The sequence below is a fragment of the Micromonospora musae genome (assembly GCF_003626545.1).
Taxonomy (GTDB): domain Bacteria; phylum Actinomycetota; class Actinomycetes; order Mycobacteriales; family Micromonosporaceae; genus Micromonospora; species Micromonospora musae.
The window spans coordinates 270761-288180 of record NZ_RAZS01000001.1 but is presented as its reverse complement, the minus strand read 5'-3'; the positions used below and the strand labels follow the sequence as shown (position 1 = coordinate 288180).

Genomic DNA, 17420 nt, shown 5'->3' with positions numbered 1-17420 from the left:
CGGTTCGGCCCCGCGCGCTGGCCCCGGCAGGCGCCCTGAGCGGGCCGCTGGCAAGCGAAGAGCCCCTGTGCCAACCCGGAGGGTCGGAACAGGGGCTCTGCTGCGTCAGCGGATCTAGGAGCGGTACCCGGCCGAGCGGTACTCGTACTCCCGATCGTCGTCGCGGTCACCGTGGTCACGGCTGAAGTCCCAGCCGCCGGCGGCCTCTCGGCCCGGGCGGCCACCCACCGCGAAACCGCCGATCTCCTGACCTCGACGCCAGCCACGGAAGTAACCGGTGGTGTTCTCGGCGAGGCTCGCCGCGTCCCGGACGATCCGCAGCGGTCGCTCCTCCCGCAGCGGCGACCCCGGAACCAGGTTGGCCTGCGGCACCCGCTTGGGCAGCCCGGCCCTGGTCTCGGAGCCGACGGCGGGCTGGGCGGCCTGCTCGGCGGCCTGCCAGCCGGTGTCGGCCAGGCTGGCCCAGTCCAGGTCCACCTCGTCGTCGTGCCCCACGAACCAGGCGGACCTGGCCTGGGCGAAGATCAGCAGATCGCCGTCGCCGCTCTCGTCGGCCACCGGCGGCGGCCGGTGCTCGACCGGCGGGGTCGGTCGCTGTTCGAGCGGCGGGGCCGACCGGCGTTCGAGCGGCGGAGTCGGTCGGCGTTCGAGCGACGGGGTCGGTCGCTGTTCGAGCGGCGGGGTCGGTCGCTGTTCGAGCGGCGGGGTCGGCCGATGCTCGGCGGCCGGCGGCTGCCGGTGCTCGACGGGCGGGCGTTCCGCCCGGGCGGCGGGGCGTCCGTTGCGGCCGGAGTCCGCGCCGTCCACCAGGCGCAGCGACGGCAGCTCCAGCTGCGGGTCGGTGTTCTCGCGCAGCGCCCGGTCGGCCAGCGGCGGCGGCTCGACGAGCCGCAGCATCGGCGGTTCCTGAGGCAGGTCGTCGGCGAGCCACGGCGGGGTGACCCGGCCCTCGCCCGCGCCGGGGTCGGTCGGCGCGTCGACGCCACGACCACCCCCGTACGGGTAGGCGACCGGGTTCTCCGCCGGGCCGTCGGACGGGTCCTCCGGGTTGTTGACCAGCGGCCAGTTGGCCCGCGAGCCGGGTGGGGCGGATTCCTGCTCGGGTCGGGGAGCGGGCACCGGGACACTCAGGTCGGTGGCGCTGAACCCGCCCGTCGGCGGCGCGGCGTCCCCCCCGTTGGTCTTCGGCCGCGGCGGAATCACCGTGCGCTGCCGCTCCGCCCGGGCGCTCTGGATCGCCGCGGTGGTCAACGTCGGTCGGAACGGCTCGCCGGCCTCGGCGGGTGGCACCTTGCCGCGCTGCGCGGGCGCGATCGGCGTGATCCCGGGCGGCGGGGGAGGCGGTGCGGAGACGGGCCGGTTGGTGGGCGCGTCGATCTGGCTCGCCGCGGGCTCAGTGAACGCGGGCGGCGCGGAGACCGGCGGCCCGGCCAGCGCGGCCGGCGTGACCGGCGCCGGGGCGACCGGCGGAGGCGCGACCGGTTCCGGCGCGACCGGTGGCGGCCCGAGCGGTCGGGGCGGCAGCGGGGTGCTGCCCGCGGAGATCGGCTCGGGACGGCTTCGCCGGCCGCCGCCGGAGGGCGTGGGCTCGGTGGTGGTCGGGCGGATCGCGCGCAGGCCACTGGTGTTGCCGGTCAGGCCGGGCAGCTCGGTGCGGCGGGCCGCGGCGCGTCGGCCGGCGGCCGGGGCGGGCGTGGTGACCCGGGCGTTGAGCGCGTCGACGAGCGCGTCGCAGCCCGCGTCGCAGGCCCGGACCGAGGCCACCGCCTGTCGGATCGTCTCCGCCACCGCGGCGGTGAGGGCCCGGTTCACCGTGGCCCGCCGGGGCGTCTCGGAGATGGCGACCCGCAGCGCGGTCACCGCCTCGTCGATCTCGCCCTCGTCGGCGACGCCGTCGGCCGCCAGGTGTGCGGTGATGGCGTCCGCGGCGACCGACATCTCCCGGCCCTGCCCGACCGTGCCGGCGAGCATGCTCGGCTCGGGCAGGGCGTCGAGCACGGCCAGCGGCACCGGCTCGGCCGGATCGGGGTACGCGCGCAGCGCGGCCGGGTAGAGCTCCCGGAGCACTTCGCGCAGCGCCGCGGCGGCCGAGTGGCGTCCGCTGGCCAGCGCGGCGTGCGCGGCGAGGACCTGCTTGTAGCCGGCGAGGTCCCGAGGGGCGGGGAGGGTCACCGCGGAGAGCGCGCCGGCCTGCAGCGCCCGGGCCAGGCCGACCGCGCGGCGCTCGGCCGGTGGCGACTGCATCTCCTCCAACGAGTCGTCGTCGGCGAATCGCTCGGCGAAGTCGTCCACCGAGTCGTCGTCCGCGATCGCGAGGGGACGGCCGGCCGCGCTGAGCAGTGAGGTGACGGTGTGGTCGTCGCTGTCGGCGGCGATCGCGGCACCGCTCGGCCCGCCCGACCGCTCCACGAGCAGCGCGACCAGCTGGGCGTAGCCGGCCGGGTCGTCGCTGATCTCGCAGACATGCAGCAGACGGCCCGCGTCATCCACCACAGCGGACGTCAGCGCCGAGCCGGCCGAGGCCGGTCGGTCGGCCGGATCTGCCGAGGCCAGACCGCAGTACACGCGCACGAGCGCCACGGCGTCGTCCTCCTCCCGGGACAGGTGTTCCTCTGCCAGAGACTGATGCTCCCCGGTAAGGGTCAGTCGCGCCAGTCCACGACGGCAGAGATCTTGCCGACAATGGTGCGCCAACCGAGGCTTGCGGTTTGTGCCCCGATTTTCTTGAGTCGGCGTCGACCGAGGAATCCGCCTACCCCGCCGTTGACCGAGGCCCGGAGCGCCTCGTCCAGGTCATCGAGGCTGGAGCCGGCGGAGAGCATGTCGAGTACGGCCGGTAGGCGCAGGGCGTACGACAGGTCACGGGCGGCCTCGCCGGCCTCGATCAGCAGCGTCGGGTCCCAGGTGTCGTGCCCGCCGCGGAGGTTCTCCACCACCAGGTCGAGCTCGTAGGTGTCCTCGTCCAGCGGGGCGATGTCGGCCGGCTCGACCCGTTCGGACAGTTCTTGCCAACTGTCCAGTTGAGACAGGTCGTTGGGCGCACCGGATCGGATGAAACTGACCAGCGACTCCGGGGTCTTGAAGAGCAGCAGCTTCCCCTTGTGGGAGAGGAAGACCGGGACCTCCTCGTCGCCCGCCTCCTCGGCGGCCTCCTCCTCGGCGGTGTCGGCGTCCTCGCCGTCGGCCTCGCGCCGGCCGCGCTCGTCCTCCTCGTCGCTCGCCGCGAACTCGTCGGCCAGCTCCTCGTCGAGGATCACGACGGTCTCGTCGTCCTCCTCCTCCTCGATCACCTGGCGGCGGGCGAGGAACGGGTCGTCCTGGTCCCGCTCGGCGACGTCGGTCGGGGTCAGGTCCCGCGCCGACCGGTACGCGCGCAGCGTGAAACCGGTGCCGGCGGGAAGGGCGATCTCCACCGGGTCGATGTCGACCGAATCCCAGAGCGACCGGTCGGCGTTCGCCGAGGGGCGGTCGGCGTCGGCCTCCTCCGGCTCGACCGGCTCGGTGGTGTCGTCGAGCTCGGGCTCGTCGGCGTCGGGCCGTTGAGGCGTCTGGCGGGCCACGCTGACCTCCGTGTGCTTCGGGCTGCCCACTTCCGGCGCTGCTGCCGGTGAGTGACTCTGGGCACATACCCTAGTGGGCCGCTCCGGAACACCGGTGGCCGCACCCCGGTCCGGGACCGCCGGTCGCCGGTGGCGGTACGGCCGTCGGACAAGTAGCGTAGCTACGCATGAAGGCTCAGTCGCTGCACGGACACCTCGACGCCCTGCTGCTGGCGGTGCTGGAAGGGGGCGCCCTGCACGGCTACGCCATCATCGAGGCGCTGCGCGCCCGCAGCGACGGCAATCTCGACCTGCCGACCGGGACGATCTATCCCGCCCTGCGCCGGCTGGAGCGCGCCGGGCACGTGGTCAGCGACTGGAGCACGGTCAACGGCCGGGAGCGGCGCACGTACCAGCTCACCGACGCCGGGCACCGGGCGCTCGCCGGCGAGCGCGCCGGCTGGCACGAGTTCAGCGCGACAGTCGGACGGTTCCTCGACCCCGGAACCCCGCCCGCGCCGGCCTGACGTGGCCGCACCGGCCGGGCGGGCGTCGCCCGGGAGCCGAAACGGACGGGCCGCCTGACCGGGGCTCGCCGGTGGTCGGCCCTGCCGGGCGGAGTTCAGCGGACGGCGAGCACCCAGCCGCGCAGGGCCCGCCCCAGCCAGAGGTAGCCGGCGCCCGCGAGCGTCGCCCCGATGATCATCGGTGGCCAGGTCAGCGCGCCGTCCCAGAGCGCGATCGACCAGGCGAAGAGTGCGGCCCCCGCCGGTACGCCGAGGATCAGCGAGCCGGCGAGCCCGGAGCCGACCAGCCGGACCAGCGTCGCGGCGCCGGAGCCGGGCGACCGGGCGGCCCACGTGACCAGCAGCAGTCCGCCGGCCGCGAAGACGAGCGCGGCCAGCCAGAGCACGCTCACCGACTCGGAGAGGTGCAGGTAGCCCTCCGGCGGGCGGGGCCCGGCGCTCCAACTCGACCCGCGCCAGGTGAGGTCGCCCCCGGCGACCAGGAGCGCCGCCACGGCGAGCACCCGTAGCGACAGGGTGCGCAACGCGCCTGTCGTGAGCTCGGCCTGCCAGGCCGGCACGAGCTGCGCCGCGCTGCCGAACTCGGTCACCGCCCGCCGCTCGGCCTCCACCGCCGGCAGGCCGTCCGCGCGGTACGCCTCGACCGCGTCGAGCAACCCGTGCCGCGCCTCGGTCAGCAGGTCGGCCTTCATCCGGGCCGGCCCGCGCAGCAGCCCGGCCAGCGTCCGCAGGTGGTCCTCCACCATGACGTCGTCGCGGCGTGGCATGGACCCACCCTGCCACGTCGACCGCTTCCGTGCTGTCCGGGACAACCCTGGTCCGTCCCGGAGAACCCGTCAGGGGGAGAGCGCGAGGTAGCCGCGCTCGGCCGCCTCCTGGAGCAGCCACTGGTCCCGGTACCAGCCGGGGGTGGCGAGCAGTTCGGCGTGCCGGCCGCGCTGGGCCACCCGGCCGGCGTCGAGGACCACCACCTCGTCCAGTCCGGCCAGCCCGGTGAGCCGGTGGCTGATGAGCAGCACCGAGTGCCCGGCGGGGGTGGCGGCCAGCGCCGAGGCGAGCACCGCGTCCGCTGCTGTCGGGTCCAGCCCCTCGGTGGGCTCGTCGAGCAGCAGCACCGGCGGCGCGGCCAGCAGCGCCCGGGCCAGCGCCAGCCGCTGCCGTTGTCCGCCGGAGAGCTGACCGCCCTCCTCGCCGACCACCGTGTCCCAGCCGGCCGGCTGGGCGCGTACCCAGTCGAGCAGACCGGCTGCGGCGGTCGCGGTGGCCAACTCCTCGTCGTCCGCGCCCGGACGGCCGAGCAGCAGGTTCTCCCGAACGGTGGCGTGGAAGACGTACGCCTCGGCGAGCAGCCCGCCGATCAGCCGCGGCAGCTCGTCGGCGGAGTACGTCGTCACGTCGCGTCCACCGACGGTCGCCCGCCCGCCGGCGGGGCGTACGGCGCCGGTCAGGACGGCGGCCAGCGTGCTCTTGCCGGCCCCGCTCGGGCCGACCACCGCGATCCGTCGTCCGCCCCGCAGGTCGAGGCTCACCCGGTCCAGCGCGGGCGGTGCCCCGGCCCGGTACCGGACCGTCACCTCGTCGAGGTGGACGTCGTGCCCACCGCCCACCGCCGGCCCGGTCGGCGCGGCCGGGGGCGGTAGTTCGGCGCCGGGCAGGGGCTCGGGCCCGGCGGCCCGCCGAGCGTCGGGCGCCGGTCCCGCGGGGGCGGCGGGGACGGTCTCGTCGAGCAGGACCGCCACCCGGGTCAGCCCGGCGCCGAGCTGGGTACGCTGCCGGGCCGCGCCGACCAGCGCCAACGCGATCTCGACGGCGCTCAGGGTGCCCACGGCCAGCACGCCGACGAGCACGCCGGGCACCCCCGCGGAGAGGGCGACGAGCACCACCGCGCCGGCGGTGAGCCCGGCGACCAGGGTGCCGACGGCGTCCACCGCGAACCCGGCGGCGGCTAGGCGACGTTCCAGCCGGGCCAGCCGTCCGGCGCGGCCGGTCGCGGCCCGCAGCGCGGATTCGGTGGCACCGAACGCGGCGAGGTCGGCGGCGCCGTGGGTCAGGTCGACGGCGTCGGCGGCCAGCGCACCGCGCAACGGCGCCAGCTCGGCGGCGCTGCGCCGGGTCAGCGCGGTGGCCAGGGTGGGCAGGGCCAGCCCGGCGACGAGCAGCCCGACCGCGAGCACCGCCGCGGCGGGGAGCGAGATCAGCGCCGCCCCGGCCACCGCGAGCAGGCTGACCAGCGCCGCCGCCGAGGCCGGTACGAGGACCCGCAGCAGCAGGTCCTGGACCGCCTCCACGTCGGAGACGAGCCGGCTCAACGAGTCGCCGGAGCGTGCCGGGGCGGCACGGCGGGCGGCGAGCGTGGCGAAGACCCGGGCCCGTACGTCGGTGATCATCCGCAGCACGGCGTCGTGCCCGGCGAGCCGTTCGGTGTAGCGGAACACGCCCCGGCTGATCGCGAGCGCGCGTACGGCGACGATGGCCACGGTGAGCCGGTCCAGCGGCGGCCGGCCCGCCGCGCTCATCAGCAGCCAGGTCGCGGTCGCCATCAGGGCCAGCCCGGCGAACTCGGTGGCCGCGGCGAGCAGCCCCGCGCCGACCAGTCGGCCGAGGTACGGCCGGGCCAGGCGCAGCACCGCCCGCTCGGCGGACTCCGTCCGGGTCGCGGAACCGGGGCCTTCGGCCGGGTCGACCGGGCCGAGCGGCGGGTCGACCGTGGCGGGGCCGGCGACGTCGAACTCCGACGGGACGGCCACACCGGCGGCGGCGGGGCCGAGCGGACCGGCCCGACCGGCGTCGAGCGCGGCCGCACCGGTTCCGTTCGGGGCGGGTCCGGGCCGGTCGGCCGGGCCGGGCGCGGGCTCGGGGCGCGGCAGTTCGCTCATCGGGAGGCCTCCCCGGTCGGTACGGGGCTCACTTCGGTGACCCGGCCATCCTCGATCCGCAGGATCCGGTCGGCGTCGGAGAGCAGCGCGGGACGGTGCGCCACGAGCAGTGCGGTCCGTCCGGCCACCAGCCGGTGGGTGGCGCTGAGCACCACCGCCTCGGAGGCGCTGTCCAGCCGCGCGGTCGGTTCGTCGAGCAGCACCACCGGGGCGTCGCGGAGGAATGCCCGGGCCAGCGCCACCCGCTGCCGTTGCCCGCTGGAGAGGCCGTGCCCGCGCTCGCCGAGCAGGGTGTCGAGCCCCTCGGGGAGGCCGGCGACGACCTCGTCCAGCGCCGCGTCGCGGACCGCTCCGGCGAGGGCCGCGTCGGGGGTGTCCGGCGCGCCGAGGCGGATGTTGTCGGCCAGGGAGGCGGCGAAGAGGTGGGCGCGCTGCGGGACCCAGGCGAGCTGGCGACGCCAGGCGTCCAGGTCGGCCTCGGCCAGGTCCACGCCGTCGACGGTGATCCGGCCGCTGGTCGGGGTCACGAAGCCGAGCAGGAGCCCCAGCAGGGTGCTCTTGCCGGCGCCGCTCGGTCCGACGACGGCGATCCGCTCGCCGGGTCGTACGGTCAGCGTCACGTCGCGCAGGGCGGTGGTGCGCTCGTACGCCACGGTCACCGACTCGAACCGGATCTCGCCGTGGCCGTCGGGTACGAGCCGACCGGCGGCCGGTCGTGGGGCGGGCCCGCCCGCCTCCACCGCGAACGCGTCGTTGAGCGCGGCGAGCCCCTCCTGGCTGGCGTGGAACCGGCTTCCGGCGGCCCGCAGCGGCAGGTACGCCTCCGGGGTGAGCAGCAGCACCAGCAGCGCGGTCTGCAGCGCGAGCCCGCCACCGAGCAGACGGATGCCGACCGGCACCGCCACCAGCGCCACCGAGAGAGTGGCGACCAGCTCCAGCACCAGCGCGGAGAGGAAGGCGATGCGCAGCGTTCGCATGGTGGCGACCCGGTGTCCGTCGGCCATCCGGCGTACGACGTCGACCTGTGCCCGGGCGCGGCCGAAGGCGCGCAGCGTGGGTAGGCCGGCGACCATGTCCAGGAAGTGCCCGCCGAGCAGCGTGAGCCGACGCCACTGGCGTTCGGTGGCGGCCTGGGCCTGCCAGCCGAGCAGCGCGCCGAAGATCGGGATCAGCGGGAGCGTCACCGCGATGATCAGCGCCGAGCTCCAGTCGGCGAGCCCGATCCGGGCGAGGACGGCCAGCGGAACGGTGACGCTGAGCACCAGCTGCGGCAGGTAGCCGGTGAAGTAGGCGTCCAGCGCGTCGAGCCCCCGCCCGGCGAGCGTCGCGAGCTGCCCGGCCCGCTGCCCTGCGACCCAGCCCGGGCCGTTGTGGCCGACCGCGGCGAGCAGGTCGGCGCGGAGCGCGGCCTTGACCGTCGCGGCGACCCGGGCGGCCACCGTGCCCTGCGCCCAGACCAGCAGCGCGCGGGCCGCCACGGTGACGCCGAAGCCGGTGAGCGCGAGGCGGTCCAGCCGCCCGTCGAACGCGGTCGCGAGCAGGGCGGCCAGCGCGGTCGCCTGGGCGACGATCAGACCTGCGGCGAGCACGCCCAGCAGGGCGAGCAGGGCGAGGTCGCGGCGGGCCGCGGGGACCCGACGCAGCAGACGTGGGTCGAAGGGGCGGCGGTTCACCAGTACACCGGTGCTCTGCCGTCCGTCCGTCCCCGGAACACCCACCAACACATCAGTTGGAAGCCTAGTAGGGCCGGCATGAGTGGCAGCGCGAGCCAGCCGAGCAGACGCAGGGTGGGGGTGCTGGCGGCGGCGTCGGCCACGGTCAGCGACGCGCTCGGGTCGGTGGTGGAGACCAGCACGTAGGGCCAGAGGGTCGCGCCGACCAGTGCTACCGGCAGCGCGAGGGTCGCCGCCGTTGCGGTGAAGGCCACACCCGGGCGCCCTCGGGCGAGCGCCGCGCGGGCCACCAGCAGCGCCGTGACCAGCAGCGCGGGCAGCAGTACGCCGGCGAGCGGTTGCTGCGCGGTCGCCCGTACGCGTTCGGATAGGAGACCGACGACGGTGGCGACGCCGACCGCGGCGAGCGCCACCGGGAGCAGTCGGCGGGCCAGCCGGCCGGCCCGGTCGGCGTCGGCGGCCGGCAGCCGGAGTGTGAGGAAGGTCGCACCGTGCGCCGCCACCAGCGCGACCATGGCGAGCCCGGCGGCCGCGGCGAACGGGGTGACGAGGTGGGTCAGCCCGACGATGTGCCCGTCGGCGTCGCGCGGTACGCCCTGGAGCAGCCCGGCGAGCAGCGCCCCCCAACCGAGGGCGGCGAGCGCGCTGCCGACGACGACCACTCGGTCCCACCGGGCGCGGACCCGCTCGTGGCTGGGACGGCTGCGCAGCTGCACCCCGGCGGTCACCAGGATCACCCCGGCGAGCGCTACCAGCACGGCCGGGTAGAACCCGGAGAGCAGTTCGCCCTCCAGCACGGGGAAGGCGCCGAAGAGGATGCCGACGGCCGCCACCAACCAGACCTCGTTGCCGAGGAAGAACGGGCCGACGGCGTTGAGCGCGGCGCGACGGCGCCCGGGGTCGCCGTTGCGGGCGAGCGAGAGGCCGACTCCGTAGTCGTAGCCGCCGAGCACCAGGTAGGTGCCGAAGAAGAGGCCGAGCAGGACGTACCAGGTGAGTTCCACGTCAGCTCCTCACGCGAAGGTGGGCTCGGTACGGAGGTCGAGCGGCTGTCCCGGGGGTCGGCCGAGGCCCGGGTCCTGCGCTCCTCGGGCGGCGTGCCGGGCGATGAGCACCCAGTTGGTGACGGCGAGCGTGCCGAGCAGCAGGCTGAAGCCGATCAGCGAGGTGAGCATCGCCGGGGCGCCGACGGGGGAGACCGCCTGGTCGACGGGGAGCAGCCCGTACGCGACCCAGGGCTGGCGGCCGACCTCGCGCGCGATCCAGCCGAGGATCGCGGCGACGAACGGCAGCGGGAGGGCGAGCAGCAGCAGCCAGAGCGGGAAGCGCAGCCGGATGATCCAGTCCCGCCAGAGCAGCGGCACCAGCAGCCAGAGCGCGCCGAGGGTGAAGCCAATCATGATCATGAAGCCGAGCCCGGCGCTGGCCAGCACCGGCGGCGTGTAGTCGCCGGGGCCGAACCGGGCGGTCCACTCGGCGATCATGGCCTGGGCCTCGTCGCCGCCGCCGCCGAACTTCGTGGGCTGCACGCTCCCGACCGGAGCGAACTGGGCGAACCCGAAGCCCTGCACCAGGGTGATCGAGAGCGCCGCGGTGACGAGCCCGATCCGCAGCGCGGTGCGGTGCAGCGCGTGGTCGGTGGTGCGGCGGATCAGGTGCCCGGCGCTGACCGCGGCCATCAGCACCCCGCCGACCAGCAGCGCCGCCGAGACCACGTGCCCGAAGGCCATGCCGAGGGTGGGGTTGGTGAGCAGCGCCGAGAAGTCGGTGAGGTGTGCGACGCCGTCGCGTACCTCGTAGCCGACCGGGTTCTGCAGCCAGGCGTTGGCGACCAGGATCCAGAACGCCGAGGCGTACGCGGTGAGCGCCACGCCCCAGAGCAGCGCGAGGTGTACGCCGCGCCGCAGCCGGTGCCACCCGAAGATCCACATGCCGAGGAACGTGGATTCGAGGAAGAAGGCGACGAGGGTCTCGATCGCCAGGGGCGCGCCGAAGACGTTGCCGACGTAGCGCGACAGCCCGCTCCAGTTCAGGCCGAACTGGAACTCCATCACGATGCCGGTGGCGATGCCGAGCACGTAGTTGATCACGTAGAGCTGGCCCCAGAACCGAGTGAGTCGCTCGTACTTCGGGTTTCCGGTGATCACCCACGCCGTCTGGAGGCCGACCAGCAGGGTGACGAGGCCGAGCGTGACGATCACGAAGAGGAAGTGGATCGACGTCGTGGTGGCGAACTGCAGTCGGGCGAGGAGCAGGGTGTCCATCCGGCACTCCAACGAGTTGGCTCGCTTTTGGTAGCGAGCCTACACGTAGATTTACTACCTATAACTACTACGCCTTGTCGTAGTCAACTATACGACAAGGCGTAGTAGTTGTTGCGAAGTAAGATCAGCTCAGGAAGAGCGAGACGGGCAGAGTGACCAGCATCGACGCGACGGCCAGCGCGGTGACCACGGTCAGCCGACGCGGCTCGTCCGCGACCAGCAGCCGCTGCACCCGGACGTCGAGGTCCCGGTCGCCCAGGCCGAGCGCGCCGGCCGGCGTGATCCGGTGACCGGCGCTGGCGAACCGGCGCAGCGCGCCCGCCAGCGGCGCCTCGGCATGCAGCTCCCGGGCCTTGTCGTCGGCCCGCATCTCGACCAGCAGGGCGACCCGCTCGTGCGCCTGGCGCACCCAGCGGACCCAGGGCAGCGCCCGGCCCAGCGCGGTGAACGGCAGCAGCACCAGATCGTGCCGCTCCTGGGCGTGCGCCCGCTCGTGGGTGAGCACCGCGTCCAGCTCGGCCGGGTTCAGCAGGCTCAACGTGCCCGCGCTCACCACCACCCGCGGCTTCACCCCCGGCAGGCAGTACGCCGCCGCGCTCGGGTGGTCGAGCACCAGCGCACCGGGCACGGCCGGGTCGTCCCGGGCCACCAGGGCGAGCAGGTCCCGGTGCCGGCGTTGGGCGCGCAGGGCGCCGTGGACGCTGCGTACGGTCGTGGTCAGCAGCACCGCGCCGATCCCGAACCCGATGCCGACCCCGCCCAGGTGCAGCACGTTGACCCCGGCGGGGAGCCGGTCGTGCAGCAGGTCGTCGAAGAGGGCCACCAGCCCGCTGCCGGGAGGCAGGTCGTACGCGCTCAACCCGAGCGCGATCGGCAGTCCCATGGCGGAGAGGCCGAGCGCCAACCCCACCGCCTGCCAGCAGACGATCGCCACCCGGGGGCTGTGCCAGGACCAGGTCGAGCGGGCCAGCACCTGGGCGGTCCCCCAGCAGGCCAGGATCGTCAGGGTGAAGTGCAGCGCGTACGCCACGGCCGCCGCCCTACCCGTCCACTGCCTCGTCGGCGGAGGTCGGGCGCTCGGCCCGCGTGCTGGTCGGCGCCTCGATCCGCCCGGTCAGCGCGCCCGGCCCGGCGCCGCCGCCGGAGGCCTCGGCGGCCAGGGCGGCGCGGAGCACCTCGGCCTCCGTGCCGGTCACCGAGCGCGCGAATCGCACCAGCGCCGCGTCCCGGCTGCCGCCCAGGTCGAGGGCGTCGAGCATGAGCTGGGCGATGTGCGCCTCGCGGCTCGCGGCGGCCCGGTAGCGCCAGGCCCGCCCCTCCCGCTGGCGCTGCACCATGCCCTTGCCGGCCAACCGGTCCAGCACCGTCATCACCGTGGTGTAGGCCAGCTCCCGGCCAGCCAGCGCGTCTGCGACCTCGCGCACGGTCACGCCGTCGGACGTGCTTGGGACCGAGTCCCACAGCACGTCCATCACCGCACGTTCGAGATCACCGAGCCGAGTCACCCCTTAATCCTACCCCCCGTAGTAGAGCCCCCTCCCACCCCTCCCAGCACATGCCTCTTTCACGGAAAGAGTGGCCATCCGACGCGCGGAGGCCACTCTTTCCGTGAAAGTGTGCGGATCTTGGGGAGGGGTGTGGGTGCGGGTCAGGTGCCCTTGGGGTGCCAGACCGTCTTCGTCTCCAGCAACGCGGTCATCCGGGTCACCCCGGGATCGGCGAACCAGTCGTGCTCGGCGGGCGCCGGCCGGAGCACCCGCTTCAGGTTCTCCGCGGCCTTGACCTCCAGCTCCACGGCCAGCTCGGCGTCACCCACGCCGGTCAGGTCGACGGCGTTGACGTCCATGTGTGCGGCGAGCGTCGGCGCGGTCTCGCTGATCCGGCCGGTGAGGAGGTTGACCACCCCGCCCGGCAGGTCCGAGGTGGCCAGCACCTCGGCCAGGGTGATCGCCGCCAACGGCTCCGCCGGGGAGGCCGCCACCACCACGGTGTTGCCGGAGACGATGGCCGGGGCGATCACGCTGACCAGCCCGAGCAGCGCCGGCCGCTCCGGGGCGACCACGGCCACCACGCCCGTCGGCTCCGGCGCGGAGAGGTTGAAGTACGGGCCGGCGACCGGGTTCGCGCCGCCGTACACCTGGGCGAGCTTGTCGGACCAGCCGGCGTACCAGACCCAGCGGTCGATCGCCGCGTCCACCTCGTCGCCCGGCACACCGAGCGCCACGAACTGCTCCCGCCGGCCCTCCAGCATCTCGGCGACGCGGTAGAGGATCTGACCCCGGTTGTACGCGGTCGCCCCGGCCCACCCCTTCACGGCGGCCCGGGCGGCGACCACGGCGTCCCGCGCGTCCTTGCGGGAGGCCAACGACACATTCGCGTCCTGCACGAGATACGACCGTCCCGACTCGCTGCGAGGGAACTTCCCGCCGATGTAGAGCTTGTACGTCTTGCGTACCGCGACCCGCTCAGACATTGAGGTACGCCTCCAGCCCGTGCCGGCCGCCCTCGCGGCCGTAGCCCGACTCCTTGTAGCCGCCGAAGGGCGAGGTGGGGTCGAACTTGTTGAACGTGTTGGCCCAGACCACGCCGGCGCGCAGCCGGTCGGCCATCCAGAGGATCCGGGAGCCCTTGTCGGTCCAGATCCCGGCCGACAGCCCGTACGGGGTGTTGTTCGCCTTCTCCACCGCCTCGGCCGGGGTGCGGAAGGTGAGTACGGAGAGCACCGGCCCGAAGATCTCCTCCCGGGCGATCCGGTGTGCCTGGGTGACCCCGGTGAAGATGGTCGGGGCGAACCAGAAGCCCCGGTCCGGCAGCTCGCACGGCGGCGACCAGCGCTCCGCGCCCTCGGCCGAGCCCGCGTCGGAGAGCTCCTTGATCCGGGCCAGCTGCGCCGCCGAGTTGATCGCGCCGATGTCGGTGTTCTTGTCCAGCGGATCGCCGAGGCGCAGCTGGGCCATTCGCCGCTTCAGCGCCTCCAGCACCCGGTCGGCGACGGACTCCTGCACCAGCAGTCGGGAGCCGGCGCAGCAGACGTGCCCCTGGTTGAAGAAGATGCCGTTGACGATGCCCTCGACGGCCTGGTCGACCGGCGCGTCGTCGAAGACGATGTTGGCGGCCTTGCCGCCCAGCTCCAGGGTGAGCTTCTTGCGGGTGCCGGCCACCGAACGGGCGATCGCGCGGCCGACCTCGGTCGAGCCGGTGAAGGCGACCTTGTCCACGCCCGGGTGCTCGACGAGCGTCCGGCCGGTCTCCCCGGCGCCGGTGACGATGTTGACCACGCCCGGCGGTAGGTCGGCCTGCTGGCAGATCTCGGCGAAGAGCAGCGCGGTGAGCGGCGTCGTCTCGGCCGGCTTCAGCACCACCGTGTTGCCGCCCGCCAGCGCCGGGGCGATCTTCCACGCCAGCATCAGCAGCGGGAAGTTCCACGGGATGACCTGGGCGGCCACCCCGACCGGCGCCGGGTTCGGGCCGAAGCCCGCGTAGGGCAGCTTGTCGGCCCAGCCGGCGTAGTAGAAGAAGTGCGCGGCGACCAGCGGCAGGTCGACGTCCCGGGACTCCTTGATCGGCTTGCCGTTGTCCAGCGACTCGAGCACCGCCAGCTCGCGGGAGCGCTCCTGGATGATCCGGGCGATCCGGTACAGGTACTTGGCCCGGTCCCGGCCGGGCATCGGACCCCACACCTTCTCGTACGCCCGCCGGGCCGCCCGGACCGCGCGCTCGACGTCGCCGGAGCCGGCCTCCGCGATCTCGGCGAGCACCTCCTCGGTGGCCGGGTTGACCGACTTGAAGCTGCCGCCGTCGGAGGGATCGACGAACTTCCCGTCGATGAAGAGCCCGTACGTGGGCTTGAGGTCCACCACCGAGCGGGACTCGGGAGCGGGAGCGTATTCGAACATCGGGCTCAGTCCAGGGTGAAGTAGTCGGGACCGGCGTAGACACCGGTCGTCAGCTTGGTGCGCTGCATAAGCAGGTCGTTCAGGAGGCTGGACGCGCCGAAGCGGAACCAGTCCGGGTCCAGCCAGTCCGGGCCGACGGTCTCGTTCACCATCACCAGGTATTTGATCGCATCCTTGGTGGTCCGGATCCCGCCCGCCGGCTTCACGCCGACCTGGCGGCCGGTGGCGGCGCGGAAGTCGCGCACCGCCTCGAGCATCACCAGCGTCACCGGCGGGGTGGCGGCCACCGGAACCTTGCCGGTGGAGGTCTTGATGAAGTCGCCGCCGGCCAGCATGGCCAGCCAGGAGGCGCGCCGCACGTTGTCGTACGTGGCGAGCTCACCGGTCTCCAGGATCACCTTGAGGTGGGCGTCCCCGCAGGCCGCCTTGGTGGCGACGATCTCGTCGTACACCTCCTGGTAGCGGCCGGCCAGGAACGCGCCCCGGTTGATCACCATGTCGATCTCGTCGGCGCCGGCCTCGACGGCCGCCCGGGTGTCGGCGAGCTTGACCTCCAGCGGGGCCTGGCCGGACGGGAAGGCGGTCGCCACGCTGGCCAGGTGCACCTTGCTGCCGCGCAGCACCTCGGCGACGTACGGCACCATCGCCGGGTAGACGCAGACCGCGCCGACGTGCGGGCAGGACGGGTCGGCCGGGTCGGGGCGCAGGGCCTTCGCCGCCAACGCCCGCACCTTGCCCGGGGTGTCCGCGCCCTCGAGGGTGGTGAGGTCGACCATCCGGATCGCCAGGTCGATCGCCTGGGCCTTGGCGGTGGTCTTGATGGAGCGGGTGCCGAGCTGTGCCGCCCGCTGCTCCGCGCCGACCTGGTCCACGCCGGGCAGGCCGTGCAGGAAGGTCCGCAGAGCGGTCTCGGATCGTCCCAGCTCGGAGAGGTCCGACCGGGCCGACGTCGCTGTCGCCGTCATGCAGGGAAGTCTACGCATCCATCGACCCAGTGATCTTGGTCACGTTCGGGTGGTACGGGTGAGCGGCGTCGCCCCTGCGCCGCACCCCGCACGCCGGCGCCGGGCCGTTCGGTAGGTTGAGCGATCGTGGATGTACACGTCATTGACCACCCGCTGGCGCAGTCCCGGCTGACCGCCATGCGGGACGAGCGCACCGACTCCGCCTCCTTCCGGGCGGCGCTGCACGAACTCACCACCATGCTGGTGTACGAGGCGGCGCGCTCCTTCCCGGTCGAGCGGTACGACATTCAGACGCCGGTCACCGGCACCGACGGCACCCGGCTGGCGAACCCGCCGCTGCTGGTGCCGGTGCTGCGGGCCGGTCTGGGGATGGCCGACGCCGCGTTGGGCCTGCTGCCCGAGTCCTCGATGGGCTTCGTGGGGCTGGCCCGGGACGAGAAGACGTTCGAGCCGCGCGCGTACATGGAGTCGCTGCCCCGGGACCTGAGCGGCCTGCCGGTGCTGGTGCTGGACCCGATGCTCGCGACCGGCGGATCGCTGGAGCACTGCTGCCGCCTGCTCGCCGACCGGGGCTGCACCGACATCACCGTGCTCTGCGTGCTCGCCGCGCCGGTCGGCATCGAGCGGCTGGAGCGCTCCGGGCTGCCGATGCGCCTGGTCACCGCCTCGATCGACGAGGGCCTCAACGACGAGAGGTTCATCGTCCCCGGTCTCGGTGACGCTGGTGACCGCCAGTTCGGCGGCATGCCCCGCTTCTGACCCCTGCGCCGTCACCGCGCCGAGCCGGCGACGGCCACATCGCACGACAGAGAGGGCTCATTCCACGCTGAATGAGCCCTCTCTGTCGTGAACGAGTGCGCGACCGCGGGGGTGCGACGGCGCGCCCGGTGCGGGGGGTGCGGGGACGGGATAGCGTCTGCGGCCATGACTGGTGTTGCGCTCGCCGAAGAGCTGCTGCTCCTCGCGTACGACGACGAGACGGGCAAGGCGACGATGCCGCGGATCAGCCTCGACCTGGGGATGGCCGCGGCGGTACTGATCGAGTTGGCGCTCGCGGGCCGGATCGCGTACGCCGACGGGAACCTGAGGGCGGTCGACCCGACGCCCACCGGGGAGGCGGTCGCCGACGGTGTGCTGGCTCGAATAGCCGAGGACACCCCGCACACCCCGTCCTCCTGGGTGCAGCGGCTCCGGCACGGCCTTCGCGACCGGATCCTGGGTGACCTGTGCAGCCAGGGCGTGGTCCGGGACGTGGAGGAGACCGAACTGGGCTTCATCCACGTGCACCGCTACCCGGTGCTGGACGCCACCGTCGAGGCCGACACCCGGCACCGGCTGGCCGACGCGCTCACCAGCGGGGTTGCCCCGGACGAGCGGACCGCCGCGCTGGCCACGCTCGTCGCGGTGCTGCGCATGGAGTCCGCGCTCGGGGTGAGCGGGGAGGCCGCCGAGACCGCCCGCCACCGGCTGGCCGAGATCGCGACCGGCGCCGGTTTCTCCGGCGAGGTCAGCCTGGACGACTCGGTGGTCCGTCCCTCGGTGGGCCTGGTCGTCGCCGCCCTGGCGCAGGCAGTCGACGCCGCCCTCGGCCCCCGCCGCTAACCCCCACCCCCCACCCCGTCCCCCCCGTCCCACCCCGTCCCCCCGCTTCCCGGACCCCCGCCCGGTTGATCAAGAGCT

15 protein-coding genes are annotated in these 17420 nt (G+C 74.3%); 3 read left to right on the top strand and 12 right to left on the bottom strand.

From position 1 onward, the window contains the following. Positions 1-114: 114 nt before the first annotated feature. Positions 115-2604, bottom strand: coding sequence for a transposase (locus D7147_RS01340; protein WP_120673932.1), 2490 nt, complete (start codon positions 2602-2604; stop codon positions 115-117). Between the two features lie 38 nt (positions 2605-2642). Next, a complete protein-coding gene (locus D7147_RS01335) occupies positions 2643-3590 on the bottom strand; it encodes a DNA primase (RefSeq protein ID WP_120673399.1) in 948 nt (315 codons plus the stop codon). A 137-nt stretch (positions 3591-3727) separates the two neighbouring features. Here D7147_RS01335 and D7147_RS01330 point away from each other — a divergent pair, with 137 nt between their 5' ends. Further along, entirely contained in the window at positions 3728-4066 is a 339-nt protein-coding gene (locus D7147_RS01330; protein ID WP_120673398.1) for a PadR family transcriptional regulator, read from the top strand. A 95-nt stretch (positions 4067-4161) separates the two neighbouring features. Here the strand turns inward: D7147_RS01330 and D7147_RS01325 are convergent, their stop codons facing one another. From D7147_RS01325 to deoC, 10 genes are all read right to left on the bottom strand, one after another. Then, entirely contained in the window at positions 4162-4833 is a 672-nt protein-coding gene (locus tag D7147_RS01325; RefSeq protein ID WP_120673397.1) for a permease prefix domain 1-containing protein, read from the bottom strand. 69 nt (positions 4834-4902) lie between these two features. Next, positions 4903-6942, bottom strand: coding sequence for a thiol reductant ABC exporter subunit CydC (cydC, locus tag D7147_RS01320; RefSeq protein ID WP_325050627.1), 2040 nt, complete (start codon positions 6940-6942; stop codon positions 4903-4905). Beyond that, positions 6939-8615: a thiol reductant ABC exporter subunit CydD gene (gene cydD / locus D7147_RS01315; RefSeq protein WP_120673930.1), complete on the bottom strand. Its 1677-nt coding sequence runs from the start codon at positions 8613-8615 to the stop codon at positions 6939-6941. Before cydD ends, cydC begins: the two co-directional genes overlap by 4 nt. Then, entirely contained in the window at positions 8612-9619 is a 1008-nt protein-coding gene (gene cydB / locus D7147_RS01310; protein WP_120673396.1) for a cytochrome d ubiquinol oxidase subunit II, read from the bottom strand. The genes cydD and cydB overlap by 4 nt, the downstream gene beginning before the upstream one ends. Before the next feature lie 9 nt (positions 9620-9628). Next, positions 9629-10879 (bottom strand): cytochrome ubiquinol oxidase subunit I, encoded by a 1251-nt coding sequence (locus D7147_RS01305; RefSeq protein ID WP_120673395.1) that lies wholly within the window; start codon positions 10877-10879, stop codon positions 9629-9631. A gap of 124 nt (positions 10880-11003) precedes the next feature. Beyond that, entirely contained in the window at positions 11004-11909 is a 906-nt protein-coding gene (locus tag D7147_RS01300; RefSeq protein ID WP_120673394.1) for a M56 family metallopeptidase, read from the bottom strand. A 10-nt stretch (positions 11910-11919) separates the two neighbouring features. After that, the gene (locus D7147_RS01295) at positions 11920-12384 is read right to left on the bottom strand and encodes a BlaI/MecI/CopY family transcriptional regulator (RefSeq protein WP_120673393.1); all 465 of its coding nucleotides are present in this window, start codon (positions 12382-12384) and stop codon (positions 11920-11922) included. A 143-nt stretch (positions 12385-12527) separates the two neighbouring features. After that, complete coding sequence (locus D7147_RS01290; RefSeq protein ID WP_120673392.1) at positions 12528-13352, bottom strand: aldehyde dehydrogenase family protein; 825 nt, start codon at positions 13350-13352, stop codon at positions 12528-12530. Then, a complete protein-coding gene (locus tag D7147_RS01285; RefSeq protein WP_120673391.1) occupies positions 13345-14775 on the bottom strand; it encodes an aldehyde dehydrogenase family protein in 1431 nt (476 codons plus the stop codon). Before D7147_RS01285 ends, D7147_RS01290 begins: the two co-directional genes overlap by 8 nt. A gap of 5 nt (positions 14776-14780) precedes the next feature. Continuing rightward, positions 14781-15740, bottom strand: coding sequence for a deoxyribose-phosphate aldolase (gene deoC / locus D7147_RS01280; protein ID WP_120673390.1), 960 nt, complete (start codon positions 15738-15740; stop codon positions 14781-14783). Between the two features lie 126 nt (positions 15741-15866). Between deoC and upp the strand changes: the two genes are divergently transcribed. Next, positions 15867-16499 carry a uracil phosphoribosyltransferase gene (upp, locus tag D7147_RS01275; RefSeq protein ID WP_120673389.1) on the top strand — a complete coding sequence of 211 codons (633 nt, stop codon included), beginning with the start codon at positions 15867-15869 and terminating at the stop codon, positions 16497-16499. A gap of 165 nt (positions 16500-16664) precedes the next feature. Then, complete coding sequence (locus tag D7147_RS01270) at positions 16665-17342, top strand: GOLPH3/VPS74 family protein (RefSeq protein WP_120673388.1); 678 nt, start codon at positions 16665-16667, stop codon at positions 17340-17342. Positions 17343-17420 lie beyond the last annotated feature (78 nt).